The organism is Galactobacter valiniphilus, assembly GCF_003575975.1.
GTDB classification, from domain to species: Bacteria; Actinomycetota; Actinomycetes; order Actinomycetales; family Micrococcaceae; genus Galactobacter; species Galactobacter valiniphilus.
Map to the genome: position 1 here is coordinate 1 of NZ_QQXK01000008.1, position 15,502 is coordinate 15,502.

Consider the following 15,502-nt stretch of genomic DNA (forward strand, 5'->3'; position numbering starts at 1 on the left):
GAGGTGGTCGTGCGCGTCCGGGAGCTTGTCGTCGACGTAGTCCAGGAGTCGGTCGAACTGCGCGTGGACGCTATCGGCGTCCGGTTGGTCGTAGACGGAGTGCAGCATCGCTTTCACGGCCGGCCACATGCTTTTCGGTGTCACGGACATCAGATTCGCCGCGTAGTGGGTGCGGCAGCGTTGCCAGACCGCGCCGGGCAGGTTCGCCGCGATCGCTTCGACGAGGCCAGCGTGCGCGTCGGAGGTGACCAGGCGGACCCCGCCGAGGCCGCGTGCGACGAGGTCGGCGAAGAAGCTGTTCCATGCTGCCCCGGTCTCCGAGGTTGCGACGCGCAGGCCGAGGACCTCACGGCGCCCGTCCGCGTTGACCCCGGTCGCGATCAACACGACGGCGTTGATGACGCGGCCGCCTTCGCGGACCTTCATGGTTAGCGCGTCGGCGGCGACGAACGTGAATGGACCTGCATCGCCCAGCGGGCGGTGACGGAACTGCTCGACGTGTTCGTCGAGCTCCGCTGCCATCCGGGACACCTGCGACTTCGACAGCGAGTGGATCCCGAGCGTCTTGACCAGCTTGTCCATCCGACGCGTGGAGACCCCGGCGAGGTAGCAGTCCGCGACGACGGTGATCAGTGCCGTCTCGGCACGTTTGCGGCGCTCGAGCAGCCATTCCGGGAAGTAGGTGCCCTGGCGCAGCTTCGGGACAGCGACGTCGATGGTGCCGACGCGGGTGTCCAGATCGCGGTGGCGGTAGCCGTTGCGCTGGGCGAGGCGGTCAGGGCTGGGTTTGCCCCATTCCGCGCCGACCACGGCGTCCGCGTCAGCGGACAGCAACGCGTTGATCATCGTTTGCAGCAAGCTGCGCATCAGATCAGGCGACGCGTCCAACAATGCTTCGCTGAGCACGCCGGCAGGGTCGACAATATGAGGAGCGGTCATCGTGATGACTCCATTCGAGTGAGAAGTAGAGAGCTTTCTCGAAGGATCACACGGTGACCGCGTCTACGTCAGCAACGACGAGCCGGACCACCGCGCGCTACACCACTATGCGGGACTCAACTCACCACAGCAGACCTCGGCCCAGCGACACCCGTCCCCCGGCGGAGCGTCACGCGGCCGGAGCCACGCTTTCGGGGCCGCATCGCATCACGCGATGCGGCCCCGCGCTGTACCCGGACCGCTCCCGGCCCCCGCGCCGTGTTGTCCCGGGGTGTTGCCCCTCCCCCTTCGCACCCGCTGACCTAGGATCGCTTCTGTGACAGATTCCGCTTCGAGAGACGCCCTCATCGGCACCCAGCTGGATCGCCGCTACACGATCGAGCGGCGCCTGGCGCGCGGAGGCATGTCCACCGTCTACCTCGCCACGGACCAGAAGCTGCGCCGGCAGGTCGCCATCAAGGTGCTCTACCCGCACCTGGCCGAGGACCCCGCCTTCGTGGAGCGCTTCGAGTCCGAGGCCATCACGGCCGCCAAGTTCTCGCACCCGCACGTCGTCTCGGTCTACGACCAGGGCGTGGACGCCGACACCGCGTACCTCGTCATGGAGTACGTCCCCGGCGCCACGCTGCGCGACATCATGAGCGCCCAGGGCCGCTTCTCGCCGCGCGCGGCGCTCCAGGTCATCGACGCGGTCCTCGGTGGCCTCTCCGCCGCCCACCGCGCTGGTCTCGTGCACCGCGACGTCAAGCCGGAGAACGTGCTCATCTCGCCAGACGGCCGCATCAAGGTCGCCGACTTTGGCCTCGCCCGCGCCGCCACGAAGCACACCTCCACGGGCGCGCTCATCGGCACCGTCGCGTACGTCTCCCCCGAGCTCGTCATGGGCAAGCCGGCCGACACGCGCGCCGACCTCTACGCCGTGGGCGTGCTCCTCTACGAGCTGCTCACGAGCAAGCAGCCCTACACCGGTGACAGCGCCTGGGCCGTGGCCCTGGCCCACGTCAACGAGGAGATCCCGCCCGCCTCCGCCTCCGTGCCGGGGCTGAGCACCGAGCTGGACGAGCTCATCGCCTGGTGCACCGAGAAGGATCCGGAGGACCGCCCGCACGACGCCGAGGCGCTCCTGCAGGAGCTGCGCCACGCCCGCTCCCAGCTCAGCGAGGAGCAGCTGGACCTCGGCGAGGAGCCGGCGCCCCTGGCCACGCTGCTCACCTCCACGCTCGCGCTCATGCACCGTACGGGCGAGCGCCCCGGTTCCCGGGACGACGCACCGGCCCTGGACCTCCTGCCCGACGCCGCCTCCGCCGGCTCCCAGCCGGACGCCGCCCCCGCGCCGTCCCCGGCGGGGCGCGGCGCCGCCGGGGACGGCGAGGACGAGGACGACGAGGCACAGCCCGAGTGGATCAGCCCCGATTGGGCCGGCCCCGGCTCGGCTGCCGCCGAGGCGGCAACCCAGGCCCTGCCCGCCGCGGCCCAGGACCCCACCCAGGTGCTCCCGGCCTCGGCCGACCCGACCGCCGTGCTGAACCCGGCCGCCCTCGGCGAGCACCCGACGTCGGGCACCGCTCCCATCACGGGGCACTCGACCCCGCCCGCCGCGCCCGAGCCCACGGCCGTGCTCGGCCCGGACGGCGCAACGCGCCCGCTCGAGCCGGCCGCCTGGCCCCCGGCCGCGCAGCAGGAGCAACCGTCCGGCCAGCCTGTTGTGCCGCGCCTCGATCCGCGCCTGCAACCCGAGATCCAGCCCGAGGTCGCCTATCCGGAACGCGTCTCCAAGCGCCAGGCCAAGGCCGATGCCAAGGCCGCGGCGCGCGCCGCCCAGGAGCCGACCGAGTCGCTCGCGCGCCCCGGCACCAAGAAGAAGGCCTGGATCTGGGCCGGGCTGCTGGTGCTCGTCGCGGCGATCGTCGGCACCGCGGCCTGGTTCTTCGGGGCCGGCCCCGGCGCCCGGGTCCTGATCCCCGAGCTGCGCGGCGCCACGGAGTCCTCCGCCCGCGCCATGCTCGATCAGCAGGGCGTCGGCATCACGGTCGCCACCGCCTTCGACGAGAAGGTGGAGAAGGGCAAGGTGGTCTCCACCGATCCGCCCGGCGGCACCCAGATTATGCGCATGAACTCCGTGACGCTGCTGATCTCCAAGGGCCCGCAGCTCTACGCCGTGCCCAATGTGGTGGGCCAGTCGCAGGCCGACGCCAAGGCCGCCCTCGAAAAGAACAGTCTCGCGCTCGGCAAGGTCACCCAGGCCTACGACGAGTCGGTCGCCAAGGGCCTCGTGGTGAGCCAGGGCCGCAAGGTCGGCACCGAGTTCCGCTCGGGCACCACGGTGGACATCGTGCTCTCCCGCGGCCCGGCCCCCGTGGAGGTCCCCTCCCTCGTGGGCAAGAGCCCCGAGGACGCCGAGCAGCTCCTCACCGCGCAGGACCTTAAGGCCGAGCAGGGCGAGGACGTCTACTCCGACGAGGTCCCGGAGGGCCAGGTCGCCGAGCAGGGCACCGAGGCCGGCACGCAGGTTTCCACGGGCGCCACCGTCGAGTACCGCGTCTCCAAGGGCCCCGAGCTCTTCGCGGTCCCGAGCGTCATCAACAAGAGCACGGCCGAGGCCCGCTCGATCCTCAAGGCCGCCGGCTTCGAGGTGCAGGTGCGCTCCGGCGGCGTTTTCGGCACGGTCTTCGACCGCGTCGTCGGCCAGGACCCGCGCTCGGGCCAGATGCTCAAGAAGGGCTCCACGGTCACCATCACGGTGTACTGAGCGCCGCCTCCTCAAGCACCACGCGAAGGGGCCCGACGGCGGGTGGAAACCACCCGCCGTCGGCCCCTTCGCGTGAGGCGCGTCAGGCGCCCAGGCGCACCACGGCGTCGAGGGCCAGGTCCAGCGCCGTGGCGCGGGAGGCGATGCCCCAGCCGCGCGGGTCGTGCGCGTCGAGATCGGCAAGCGAATCGGCCGTGTAGAGCAGCTGCGCGAAGTCGGCGCCGCGGAAGGCGCAGGCCGCCGCGAGGGCCGAACACTCCATGTCCACGACGTCGCAGCCGGCCTCCTTGCGGGCCTCGATGACGGCGGGCGTCTCGCGGTAGAAGCCGTCGGTGGTCCAGGTGGCGACCTCGGCGAACTCGCGGTTGGCCGCGACGAGGGCGTCCTTGACGGCCTGCACGGAGGAGGGCTCCAGCTCGATCCAGTCGGCGGCCGGGGCGTAGTGATAGCTCGTGCCCTCGTCGCGCAGCGCGCGGGTCGGGACGAGCATGGCGTTCTCCTCGTGGGAGTGCAGGGCGCCGCAGGAGCCCACGGCGACCACGTGCTTCACGCCGAGGTTGAGGCCGAACTCGAGGTTCTGCACGGCGGCCGGGGCGCCCAGCGGCGCAAGGACGATCGCGACCTTCTCGCCGCGGTGCTCCGTGACGTAGTACGGGAAGTCGCGCGTGATGGACTCGAGCTCCACGGCGGTCTCCCAGCCGCGTTCGGCGGCAAACTGGTCAACGGTGGGGCCGAGGAAGGCCATGACCAGGCGCGTGGGCAGGGTGTCCGGCGCGTGCGCCTCGCGGTCCCATCCCCCGATCAGGTCGTTCTTATCGGTATCAACATCGAGGATCGGGAACTCGCCACGGGTCAGCATATCCCCGATTCTTTCACGGCGGGCGGCGTGCGCCGAAAGCGCGGGCCGCCCGCGCGCCGTCGTGCTTCCCTCCCCGGAAACGGACAAACTCCCCGCCGAAGGCGAGGAGTTTGTCCGAAAGTGGCGAGCCGAGCGCGCGGGCACCCGGCGTCACCGTCTCAGCGGCGGGCCAGGCCCTCCGCGACGAGGAAGGCCAGCTCAAGCGACTGCGCGTGGTTCAGGCGCGGGTCGACCACGGTCTCGTAGAGCGAATCGAACTGCTCCTCCACCACGGGATCGGAGCCACCGAGGCACTCGGCGACGTCGTCGCCGGTCATCTCGACGTGCAGGCCGCCCGGGACGGTGCCCAGGGAGCGGTGCACCTCGAAGAAGCCGCGCACCTCGTCCAGCACGTCCTCAAAGCGGCGCGTCTTGTAGCCGTTCTTGGAGGTGATGGTGTTGCCGTGCATGGGGTCGGTGACCCACACGACCTGGGCGCCCGTGTCGCGGACGGCCTGGACGATGGGCGGCAGCGCCTCGCGGATCTTGCCTGCACCCATGCGGGTGATGAAGGTCAGGCGGCCCGGCTCGCGCTCGGGATCCAGCTTGTTGATCAGGTCGATCGCGTCCTGGCCCGTGGTGGTGGGGCCAAGCTTCACGCCGATGGGGTTCTTCACCTTGGAGAGGAAGTCGACGTGCGCGCCGTCGAGCTCGCGCGTGCGCTCACCGATCCAGAGGAAGTGGCCCGAGGTGTCGTAGGGCAGGCCGGTGCGGGAGTCCGTGCGGGTCAACGCGCGCTCGTAGTCGAGCAGCAGCGCCTCGTGGGCCGCGTAGAACTCGGCGCGCTTGAGCGCCTCGAAGTCGGCGCCGCAGGCCTCCATGAAGTGCACGGCGCGGTCGATCTCGCCGGCCAGCTGCTCGTACTCGTGGTACGCCGGGTTCGCCATGAAGCCCTGGTTCCAGGAGTGCACGCTGCGCAGATCGGCGAAGCCGCCCTGCGTGAAGGCGCGGATGAGGTTCAGCGTGGAGGCCGAGGTGTTGTACGCCGTGATCATGCGCTGCGGGTTGTGAGCGCGGGATTCCGGCGTGAAGTCGTAGCCGTTGACGATGTCGCCGCGGAAGGCCGGCAGCGTGACATCGCCGCGGGTCTCCACGTCCGAGGAGCGCGGCTTGGCGAACTGGCCGGCCATGCGGCCCATCTTGATGACGGGCATCTGCGCGCCGTAGGTCAGCACCACGGCCATCTGCAGGATCGTCTTGACGCGGGCCTGGATGCGGTCGGCGGTCGCGGCGGAGAAGGTCTCGGCGCAGTCACCGCCCTGCAGCAGGAAGGCCTCGCCGCGCGCGGCGGCGGCCAGGCGCGACTTGAGCACGTCCACCTCGCCGGCAAAGACCAGCGGGGGCAGCGTGCCGAGCTCGGACAGGACGCGGGCATGCTCCGGCGTGCCGGCCCAGCTGGGCTGCTGCTTGGGGTTCATCTGACGCCACGCATCCAGCGCGGGGTCGGTGGCGGGTCCGGACTGCGTGCCGGCGAGCGGGGTATGCACTGGAAGACTCACCCGTTCAGCCTAGTGCGAGCACCGAGGCGGACGCCGCAGCCGCCGTCACGTAGGGAGGCGCGGGCGTCATGTGCGCCGCGCCGCCCCCGCGCACTCCGGGCCCGCCCCCGCGCCCGCGCCACCGCGGTTCAGTCCTCCTGGGCGGGCTTGGCCGACGCGGCCGTCTTGGCCGCCTCGGCCCGGGCCGCGATCTCCGCCTTGACGTCCGCGGCGTAGCGGTCAACGTACTCCTGGCCCGAGAGGCGCTGGATGTCGCGCATCACGCGGTCGGTCAGTTCACGCAGGGCCGCGCGGTTCTGGATGTCCCCCTTGGCGACCTCGATGGGCTCGCCCACGATGATGCCCACGCGGCGCAGGTGCGGGATCACCTTGCCGATGGGCTGCACCTTGTCCGTGCCGATCATGGCCACGGGAATGATGGGCAGGCCCGTCTCGATGGCCAGCCGGGCCACGCCGATCTTGCCGCGGTACATGCGCCCATCGGGGCTGCGCGTGCCCTCGGGGTAGATCCCGAGCAGGCGCCCCTCGCGCAGGGCCACCTCCCCGGCCTCGAGCGACTTGAGCGAGGCCTCGCCGCCCGCCCGGTCCATGGGAAGCTGATTGGCTAGCAGGAAGAAGCGACGCTTCAGCGCGCCCTTGAGCCCCTTGCCCGTGAAGTACTCCCTCTTGGCCAGGAAGGAGATGGGCCGCGGGACCATGACCGGCAGGAAGATCGAATCCGACACCGAGAGGTGATTCGAGGCGATGATCGCAGCCCCCTCGGCGGGGATGTGGTGCATGCCGCGCACCCAGGGGCGGAAGAAGAGGCGCGCGAGCGGCCCCACCACAAAGGTCTTGGCGAACCAATAAAACACGGGCGTCTGTGCTCCTTGCTGGCGCTGCGCGGTGCCGCACCCACCGTGGGGCGAGACAAGCCAGCGAGGGTGTTCGCGGCTAGGCTCTAGCTTAAGAGTCCTTTTCTCCACCCTCGAGGAGCCTCGCATGTCCACGGACATCTCCACGGCCGATACCTTCGCCGCCTACGTGCACGAGGGTCGCTCCTCCGTGGCGGTCCTCGTGATCCACGGCTTCACGTCCACGCCCGGCTCGGTCTTCCTGTGGGCGGGCGCCTTCGAGGCGGCCGGCTACGACGTCTCCGTGCCCCTGCTTGAGGGTCACGCGAGCCGCTGGGAGGACATGATCGGCGTGCCATACACGGCCTGGACCGGTGCACTGGAGCGCGAGTACGACCGGCTGGCCCGCACGCACGAGCACGTGGTCGTGGCCGGCATTTCCATGGGCGGGGCCCTGGCCCTGCACCTCGGCGCCGTGCGCCGCCCCGACGCACTCCTGCTCGTCAACCCGGCCGTGGATGGGATGCCGTGGTTCTCCTTCCTCTCCGGCGCCCTGGCCCCGTTTGTGAAGTCCACGCCGGCGATCGGCGAGGACATTGCGCGCCCCGGGCGCAAGGAAAACTCCTACGACGTCACACCCACGGCCGCCGCGACGCAGCTGCGCCGCCTGCAGAAGGCCGTGCGCCGCCAGCTCCCGGGCGTGGTCGCCCCCATCACCCTCTTCCACTCGGTCCAGGACCACGTGGTGCCGCCGGCCTCGTTGCGCTCGCTCTTCGCCGGACTGACGCCCGCGACGCGCACGCGCCTGCGCCGCATCGAGCCGCACGAGAGCTACCACGTCGCCACGCTGGACTGGGACGCGGAGCTCATCAACGAGGCCTCCGTTCGCGCCGTCGCCGAGTCCACCGGCGTGGCCGCCGGCTCCGGGACCGCGGCGTGAGCCGGCCCGACGACGCCGCGGCGTGGGATGATCTCGTCCGTCGCCTGGAGGCGATGGACGGCGGAGACACCACACCGCCCGACGACGCGCCCCACCCGGCCGGGGAGGCGTCGCCTCCCGCCGGCCCCGCCTCCGGCGACGCGCCCTTCGGCCCCCGCTCCAGCGCCGGGTCGGGCGCCAGGCCGTCCGACCCACCGCTCGCTGGGCCGGCGGACGGCCCGCGCGCCGTCGCCGGCTTCGACTTCCAGGTGGACCCGGCCCTGTTCGGCCCCTCCCGCGGAGCCTCCGCCGCCGGTGCATCCGGCGGTTCGGGGCCGCGCGATTGGAGCCTCGCCGAGGACCCCGACGAGGGCAGCTTCGAGCCCCCCGAGCCGGAGCCGATCCTCGCTGGCCGCCCCGATCGTGTTGTCGCGTGGGTCGCGGCGATCGGCCTCCCGCTGCTGATGATCGCCATGACGATCTTCTGGGCTGGCTCCACCCCGCCGCTGCTGTGGCCCGTGCTGCTCATCGGCGCGCTGGGGGCGTGGGCCTACCTCTTCTGGCGCCTACCCCAGGATCGAGCCGACGACGGCGACGACGGGGCGCGCATCTAAGCGCCCGGAGGCACGCGGCGCGCCGCGCGTGGAACTGAGTCCCAGCCCGATGACACCGAGTGTTACTCTGGCGTACAGATGTGACGCACGGCACGCCCGTCGTCGAACCAGGCAACACCCCGCCAGCAACCAAGGAGCCCCGGTGCGAGAGATTGTCATCCCCCCGAATGTCCTCAACGATGCCGCCGTGACCATCCCGTCGCTGCTGGATCGCCACCTGGGCGTGCACTCCCAACGCGAGCTGTTCAAGGTGCGCGACGCGAGCGGGGCGTGGCAGCCCATCACGGCCGCGGCCTTCGCCGCCGACGCGCAGGCCATCGCCAAGGGCCTCATGGCGCGCGGCATCGGCTCCGGTGACCGCGTGGCCATCATGTCGCGCACGCGCTACGAGTGGACGCTCCTGGACTTCGCGATCGCCTACGCCGGCGCCGTTTCTGTGCCGATCTACGAGACCTCCTCCCCCAGCCAGGTGGCGTGGATCCTGCACGACTCCGGCACGCACCTCGCCCTCGTGGAGAACGGAGGCCACGAGAACGTGGTCCGCCGCGCGGCCCGGGACGAGGAGCTCGAGGTCCTCGCCGACGTCCTGCAGATCGAGGGTGGCGGGCTCGACGAATTGCGCGCGGGCGGCGCCGACATCAGCGACGAGCAGCTCGCCGAGCGCACCGCCACGCGCGTCAAGGCCGACGTCGCGACGATCATCTACACCTCGGGCACCACGGGGCGCCCCAAGGGGTGCGAGCTGACGCACGCGAACTTTGTCGATCTCTCCGATAACGCCCTCTCGCGCCTCGGCGACATCGTGCACGCCGGCTCCTCGACGCTCATGTTCCTGCCGCTGGCTCACGTCTTCGGCCGCTACATCGCGATCCTCGCCGTCGCGGCGGGTGCCACGGTGGGTCACTCCCCCGACCTCAAGAGCCTGCTGCCCGACCTGGCCTCCTTCCGCCCCACCTTCCTCCTCGTGGTGCCGCGCGTGTTCGAGAAGGTGTACAACGGCGCCAAGCTCAAGGCCGAGGACGGCGGCAAGGGCAAGATCTTTGCGGCCGCCGCCGCGACCGCCGAGCAGTTCTCCCGCGCCACGCTCGAGGCCGGCAAGGTCCCGCTCAGCCTCAAGCTCAAGCACCTGCTCTTCGACAAGCTCGTCTACGGCAAGCTGCGCGCGGCCATGGGCGGCCAGGTCGGCCACGCCGTCTCCGGCGGCGGCCCGCTGGGCGAGCGCCTCGGCCACTTCTTCAACGGCATCGGCGTCACGGTCCTGGAGGGCTACGGCCTCACCGAGACTACGGCCCCCGTGAGCGTGAACACGCCGGCGCGCATCAAGATCGGCACCGTGGGCCGCCCGCTTCCGGGCGACGGCGTGCGCATCGCCGACGACGGCGAGATCCTGGTCAAGGGCGTCTGCGTGTTCAAGGGCTACCTCGGCCGCCCCGATCTGGACGCCGAGGCCTTCACGGAGGACGGCTGGTTCCGCACGGGCGACCTCGGCTCGCTGGATGAGGACGGCTTCCTCAAGATCACGGGCCGCAAGAAGGAGATCATCGTGACGGCCGGCGGCAAGAACGTCGCCCCAGCGCAGCTCGAGGACCAGATCCGCGCCTCGGCGATCGTCTCCCAGTGCGTCGTGGTCGGCGAGGGCCAGAAGTTCATCGGCGCCCTCATCACGATCGACGAGGAGGCACTGCCGGGCTGGCTCGCCCGCCACCACAAGCAGGCCGGCCTCACCCCGGAGCAGCTCAAGGACGACCCGGAGCTGCTGGCCGAGCTGCAGGCCGCCGTGGATCGCGCCAACGGCAGCGTCTCTCACGCGGAGGCCATCAAGAAGTTCCGCGTGGTGCCCACCGATTTCACCGAGGAGTCAGGCCACCTGACCCCGTCGCTGAAGATCAAGCGCGCCGTCGTCATGAAGGACTTCGCGAGCGAGGTCGACGCGCTCTACGCCGACTGAGACGAGCGGCACTGAACCACGACGCCCCGGAACCTTTCGAAGGAAAGGTTCCGGGGCGTCGTCGTGCAGGAAGCTGCCGCCGGTTTAGAGGGGGGCGTCGTCCGGGTGGTCGAGGCCGAGCGAGAGCAGCGCGTTTTCGATCACCTCGGTGAGCGCCGGGTGCGGCCAGTACGGGCCGCGCGCCAGCGTGTAGGCATCCGTTCCCGTCACCATGGCCTGGACGATCGGCTGGATGAGGATCGAGGCCTCGTGGCCCACGACGTGCGCGCCGAGGATCTCACCGGTGGAGCGCCTGGCCAGCACCTTCGCGAAGCCCTCGGTGTCCTCCATGGCCCAGCCGTAGGCCGTGCTGCCGTAGTCCTGCACGGCCACCGCAAGGTCCTCGCCCACGAGCTCGCGGGCCTCCTCCTCGCGCAGACCGACGGAGGCAACCTGCGGGCGGGCGAACACGGCCTCCGGGACGGCGCGATAGTCGGTGGCACGCAGGCGGGCCGGGTGCTCGAGATTGTGCGAGACGACGCGGGCCTCGCGGTTCGCGACGTGCTTGAGCTGATACGGATTGGAGACGTCCCCGAGCGCAAAGACGCCCTCGACGGGCTCGCCGCCGGAGAGCACGCGCTGGTAGCCGTCCACGGCCATGCGACCGTCCGGCAAGACATCGAAGCCGGCCGCCGCCGCGTCAACGCGGTCCGAGTTCGGGACGCGCCCCGTGGCCAGGAGCACGGCGTCGACGCCGAGGGCCAGGGTCTCGTCGCGGCGGGAGAAGCGCACCTCCACGTCGGTGTCGGAACCGGCGCCGATGCTCGCCAGCTCCCACTCGCGATGCAGCTCCCAGCGCTGCGCGGCGGCCTCCGTGAAGCGCTCGGAGACGGTGGGATCGAAGTGACGCAGCAGGTGACGGCCGCGGATGACCTGGATGACCTCGGTTCCGAGGCCGGAGAAGAGCGCCGCGAACTCGGCGGCCACGACGCCGCCGCCGACCACCACAAGGCGCTTGGGCAGGCGATCGATGCGCATGATGCTGTCCGAGGTGTGCACGCCGGGCAGGTCGATGCCGGGGACGTCGGGCAGCACGGCGCGCGAGCCGGCGGCGATGACGATGCGGTCGGCGCTGATCCGCTCGCCGGAGTCCAGGAGGAGCTCGTGCGCCGAAACGAAGCGGGCATCCTCCTCGTAGAGGGTGACGTTGTCGAGGTCCTCGGCGCGGTAGCGGCGCCCGCCCGCGGAGATGGGATCGATGCGCCCGAAGATGCGGTCCCGGATGCCGGGCCAGTCCACGCCCTCGAGGCGCAGCGAGACGCCGAGCCGGGCTGCCTCGGCCGGGGCGGAGGCCAGGGAGGCGGGGTAGACGAACATCTTGGTGGGGATGCACCCGCGATTCAGGCACGTCCCACCGAAGACGCCACCCTCGACGATGGCCACCTTCTTCTCGTCCCAGAACGGCGTGACCAAGGTGTTGCCGGAACCAGAGCCGATGATGATCAGGTCATAGTGCATAGGCCCATCCAACCACGCCGCGCGCCGCGGCGCGCCTGGGCGCGCTGGGCCGGTCACGGCCCGCGGGACCGGGCACCCGTGCCCGTGCACGACGACGCCGGGCGGCCCCCCTGTGAGGGGACCGCCCGGCGTCGAGGCGTGGCCGGCGTGGGGGCTAGCCGAGTTCGATGATCAGGTCGCCGCCCTGCACCTGGGCCGTGCCGGCCAGGGCCAGGCGCTTGACCACGCCGCCCGTGGGTGAGGTGATCGCTGCCTCCATCTTCATGGCCTCGATCGTGGCGACGGTGCCGCCCGGCTCGACCGTGTCACCCACTGCGACCGTGACGGTCACGGCACCGGCGAACGGAGCGGGAACGTGGCCGGCGTTGGCCGGATCGGCCTTCTCGGCGCTCTTGACCGTGGACTCGACCGAGCGGTCGCGCACCTGGATGGTGCGGCCCTGGCCGTTGAGCGTGCACATCACGGTGCGCATGCCCTTCTCGTCCGGCTCGGAGACCGCCTGGATCGTGGCCAGCAGGCGCACGCCCTTGCCCAGCGAGATCACCGTCTCGGTGCCCAGGGCGGGACCGTAGAGGTAGTCGCGCGTGTGCAGCACGGAGACGTCGCCGAACTGCTCGCGCGCGGACTCGAAGTCGCGCGTCGGGCCGGGGAAGAGCAGGCGGTTGAGCGTGGCGCGCATCGTCTCCGGATCCTGCTCCAGCGCGGCCGAGTCCTCGGCGCTGAGCTCCTCGACGCGCACCTTGATGGTGCGCCCCTCGAGGGCCTTGGAGCGGAACGGCTCCGGCCAGCCCCCGGGCGGGTCGCCCAGCTCGCCGGCCAGGAAGCCGATGACGGAGTCCGGGATGTCGTAGGCCTGCGGGTTCTCCTCGAAGGCCACGGGATCCACGCCGGCGCCCACGAGCGCCAGGGCCAGATCGCCCACGACCTTGGAGCTCGGGGTCACCTTGACGAGGCGGCCGAGGATGCGGTTGGCCGCGGCGTACATGTCCTCGATGGCCTCGAAGCGCTCGCCCAGGCCCAGCGCGATGGCCTGCTGGCGCAGGTTCGAGAGCTGGCCGCCCGGGATCTCGTGGCGGTACACGCGGCCCGTCGGCGCCGGCAGGCCGGACTCGAAGGGCTTGTAGATGGCGCGGATGGCCTCCCAGTAGGGCTCCAGGTCCGCCGCCGCGTCCAGGCTCAGCCCGGTGTCGCGCTCGGTGTGGGCCAGGGCCGCCACAAGGGCGGACATGGACGGCTGCGACGTGGTGCCGGCCATCGCCGCGGTGGCGACGTCCACTGCATCGACCCCCGCGTTGACCGCCGCCATGATCGTGGCGAGCTGTCCGCCGGCCGTGTCGTGGGTGTGCAGGTGCACGGGCAGATCGAAGCGCTCACGCAGGGCCGTGACGAGCTTGGCCGCCGCCGCCGGGCGCAGCAGGCCCGCCATGTCCTTGATCGCGAGGATGTGCGCACCAGCGTCGACGATCTTCTGGGCCAGGGCCAGGTAGTAGTCGAGCGTGTAGAGCTTCTCCTCGGGATCCAGCAGGTCCGCGGTGTAGCAGAGGGCCACCTCGGCCACGGCGGTGCCGGTCTCGCGCACGGCGCGGATGGCCGGGGCCATCTGCTCCACGTCGTTGAGCGCGTCGAAGATGCGGAAGATGTCGATGCCGCTGCGCGCCGCCTCCTTCACGAAGGCCTCGGTCACCTGCTCCGGGTACGGCGTGTAGCCCACCGTGTTGCGCCCGCGCAGAAGCATCTGGAGCGGGATGTTCGGGATCGCCTGACGCAGCAGCTCGAGGCGGCGCCACGGGTCCTCGCCCAGGAAGCGCAGCGCGACGTCGTACGTGGCGCCGCCCCACACCTCCATGGAGAACAGGCCGGGCAGGGTGTGCGCCACGGCCGGGGCCGCCGCGAGCAGATCGCGGGTGCGGACGCGGGTGGCCAGCAGCGACTGGTGGGCGTCACGGAAGGTCGTGTCGGTGACACCCACCTCCGTAGCGGCGCGCAGGGCCTTGGCGAAGCCCTCGGGGCCCTGCTCCAGCAGGACCTTGCGCCAGCCCTCGCGGGGGGCCGCGGCCGCGGAGGCCGGGCCGTCGAAGGGCGAGCGATCGGGCTCGTCCTGCTTGTCTCCCGGGAAGTGCGGCAGCTTGGCGCGGGGGTCGATGCCCTCCACGCGCGGGCCGTGCGGCTGGTTGACGACCACGTCGGCGAGGTAGGAGAGCGCCTTGGTGCCGCGGTCCTGGCTCGGGGCACCCTTGACGAGCTCGGGGTGCTTGTCTATGAAGTCGGTGGCCACGTCGCCCGCGAGGAACTGCTCGTTGGAGAGCACGTTCTGCAGGAACGGGATGTTCGTGGACACGCCGCGGATGCGGAACTCGGCCAGGGCGCGGCGCGCGCGGCGGATGGCGGCGTCGAAGTCGGCGCCGCGGCACGTGAGCTTCACGAGCATCGAGTCGAAGTGCGGGGAGACCTCGGCACCCGTGTAGATGGTGCCGCCGTCCAGGCGCACACCGGAGCCGCCGGCGGAGCGATAGGCGGTGATGGTTCCGACGTCCGGGCGGAAGCCGTTGGCCGGGTCCTCCGTGGTGATGCGGCATTGTAGGGCGGCGCCGCGGATGCGCAGCTCGTCCTGGCGGATGCCGAGGTCCTCGAGCGTCTCGCCGGAGGCGATGCGCATCTGCGCCTGCACCAGGTCGACGTCGGTGATCTCCTCGGTGACCGTGTGCTCCACCTGGATGCGCGGGTTCATCTCGATGAAGACGTGCTGGCCGGCGCGCTCGCCCGCCGTGTCCACGAGGAACTCCACGGTGCCGGCGTTCTGGTAGCCGAGGCTCTTGGCGAACTTCACGGCGTCGGAGTAGAGCGCCTGGCGGATGGACTCGTCGAGGTGCCAGGCCGGGGCCATCTCGATGACCTTCTGGTGGCGGCGCTGCAGCGAGCAATCGCGCTCGAAGAGGTGCACCACATTGCCCTCGCCGTCGGCGAGGATCTGGACCTCGATGTGGCGCGGGCGCAGCACGGCCTGCTCCAGGAAGACGGTCGGGTCGCCGAAGGCGGACTCGGCCTCGCGCATGGCGGCACCGAGGGCCTCGGGCAGCGCCTCGCGGGTGTCGACGCGACGCATGCCGCGCCCGCCGCCGCCGGCCACGGCCTTGACGAAGATCGGGAAGCCGATCTTGTCCGCCTCGCCGATCAGCCAGTCGATGTCGGCGCTGGGCTCACACGAGGCGAGCGTGGGGATGCCGGCCTCGCGGGCCGCCTTGAGCGCCGCGACCTTGTTGCCGGCGAGCTCCAGGACCTCCGGCGGCGGGCCAACGAAGGTGATCCCGTTCTCGCGGGCGGCGCGGGCCAGGTCCGGGTTCTCGGAGAGGAAGCCGTAGCCGGGGTAGATGGCATCCGCGCCGGCCTCCTTGGCCACGCGGATGATCTCCTGAATGTCGAGGTAGGACCGGACGGGATGCCCCTCTTCGCCGATCCGGTACGCCTCGTCCGCCTTCTGGCGGTGGATGGAGCCGCGATCCTCCCAGGGGTAGACGGCAACCGTCTTGGCCCCCAGTTCGAATCCTGCACGGAAGGCCCTGATCGCGATCTCGCCGCGATTGGCCACCAACACCTTGGAAAACACTC

10 protein-coding genes are annotated in these 15,502 nt (G+C 71.2%); 4 read left to right on the forward strand and 6 right to left on the reverse strand.

Annotation, left to right across the window (positions count from 1 at the left end; all coding sequences use genetic code 11):
* A partial coding sequence (locus DWB68_RS05225) for an IS256 family transposase (protein WP_119424178.1) occupies positions 1 to 939 on the reverse strand: 939 nt, incomplete at its 3' end.
* A gap of 316 nt (positions 940 to 1,255) precedes the next feature.
* Between DWB68_RS05225 and DWB68_RS05230 the strand changes: the two genes are divergently transcribed.
* A complete protein-coding gene (locus tag DWB68_RS05230) occupies positions 1,256 to 3,688 on the forward strand; it encodes a Stk1 family PASTA domain-containing Ser/Thr kinase (protein WP_119424095.1) in 2,433 nt (810 codons plus the stop codon).
* Positions 3,689 to 3,770: 82 nt separating this feature from the next.
* On the opposite strand, the gene DWB68_RS05235 is transcribed toward DWB68_RS05230, so the two are convergent.
* From DWB68_RS05235 to DWB68_RS05245, 3 genes are all read right to left on the reverse strand, one after another.
* Positions 3,771 to 4,547, reverse strand: a complete 777-nt coding sequence (locus DWB68_RS05235; RefSeq protein ID WP_119424096.1) for a nucleoside phosphorylase — start codon at positions 4,545 to 4,547, stop codon at positions 3,771 to 3,773.
* 158 nt (positions 4,548 to 4,705) lie between these two features.
* A complete protein-coding gene (locus tag DWB68_RS05240; protein ID WP_267896935.1) occupies positions 4,706 to 6,085 on the reverse strand; it encodes a class II 3-deoxy-7-phosphoheptulonate synthase in 1,380 nt (459 codons plus the stop codon).
* 128 nt (positions 6,086 to 6,213) lie between these two features.
* Complete coding sequence (locus DWB68_RS05245; protein WP_199700386.1) at positions 6,214 to 6,939, reverse strand: lysophospholipid acyltransferase family protein; 726 nt, start codon at positions 6,937 to 6,939, stop codon at positions 6,214 to 6,216.
* A 127-nt stretch (positions 6,940 to 7,066) separates the two neighbouring features.
* On the opposite strand from DWB68_RS05245, the gene DWB68_RS05250 reads away from it, so the two are divergent.
* From DWB68_RS05250 to DWB68_RS05260, 3 genes are all read left to right on the forward strand, one after another.
* Positions 7,067 to 7,858 (forward strand): alpha/beta hydrolase, encoded by a 792-nt coding sequence (locus tag DWB68_RS05250; protein ID WP_119424098.1) that lies wholly within the window; start codon positions 7,067 to 7,069, stop codon positions 7,856 to 7,858.
* Positions 7,855 to 8,451, forward strand: a complete 597-nt coding sequence (locus DWB68_RS05255; protein WP_147391587.1) for a hypothetical protein — start codon at positions 7,855 to 7,857, stop codon at positions 8,449 to 8,451. The genes DWB68_RS05250 and DWB68_RS05255 overlap by 4 nt, the downstream gene beginning before the upstream one ends.
* Before the next feature lie 142 nt (positions 8,452 to 8,593).
* Positions 8,594 to 10,399, forward strand: coding sequence for an AMP-dependent synthetase/ligase (locus DWB68_RS05260; protein ID WP_407645655.1), 1,806 nt, complete (start codon positions 8,594 to 8,596; stop codon positions 10,397 to 10,399).
* Positions 10,400 to 10,483: 84 nt separating this feature from the next.
* On the opposite strand, the gene DWB68_RS05265 is transcribed toward DWB68_RS05260, so the two are convergent.
* The gene (locus tag DWB68_RS05265) at positions 10,484 to 11,896 is read right to left on the reverse strand and encodes a mycothione reductase (protein ID WP_119424101.1); all 1,413 of its coding nucleotides are present in this window, start codon (positions 11,894 to 11,896) and stop codon (positions 10,484 to 10,486) included.
* Between the two features lie 154 nt (positions 11,897 to 12,050).
* Entirely contained in the window at positions 12,051 to 15,500 is a 3,450-nt protein-coding gene (locus DWB68_RS05270) for a pyruvate carboxylase (protein ID WP_119424102.1), read from the reverse strand.
* Positions 15,501 to 15,502: the final 2 nt, after the last annotated feature.

Coding starts and splice junctions, on each gene's coding strand:
- DWB68_RS05265 (WP_119424101.1), bottom strand. CDS start 11,896: ATGCACTATGACCTGATCATCATCGGCTCTGGTTCCGGCAACACCTTG.
- DWB68_RS05250 (WP_119424098.1), top strand. CDS start 7,067: ATGTCCACGGACATCTCCACGGCCGATACCTTCGCCGCCTACGTGCAC.
- DWB68_RS05235 (WP_119424096.1), bottom strand. CDS start 4,547: ATGCTGACCCGTGGCGAGTTCCCGATCCTCGATGTTGATACCGATAAG.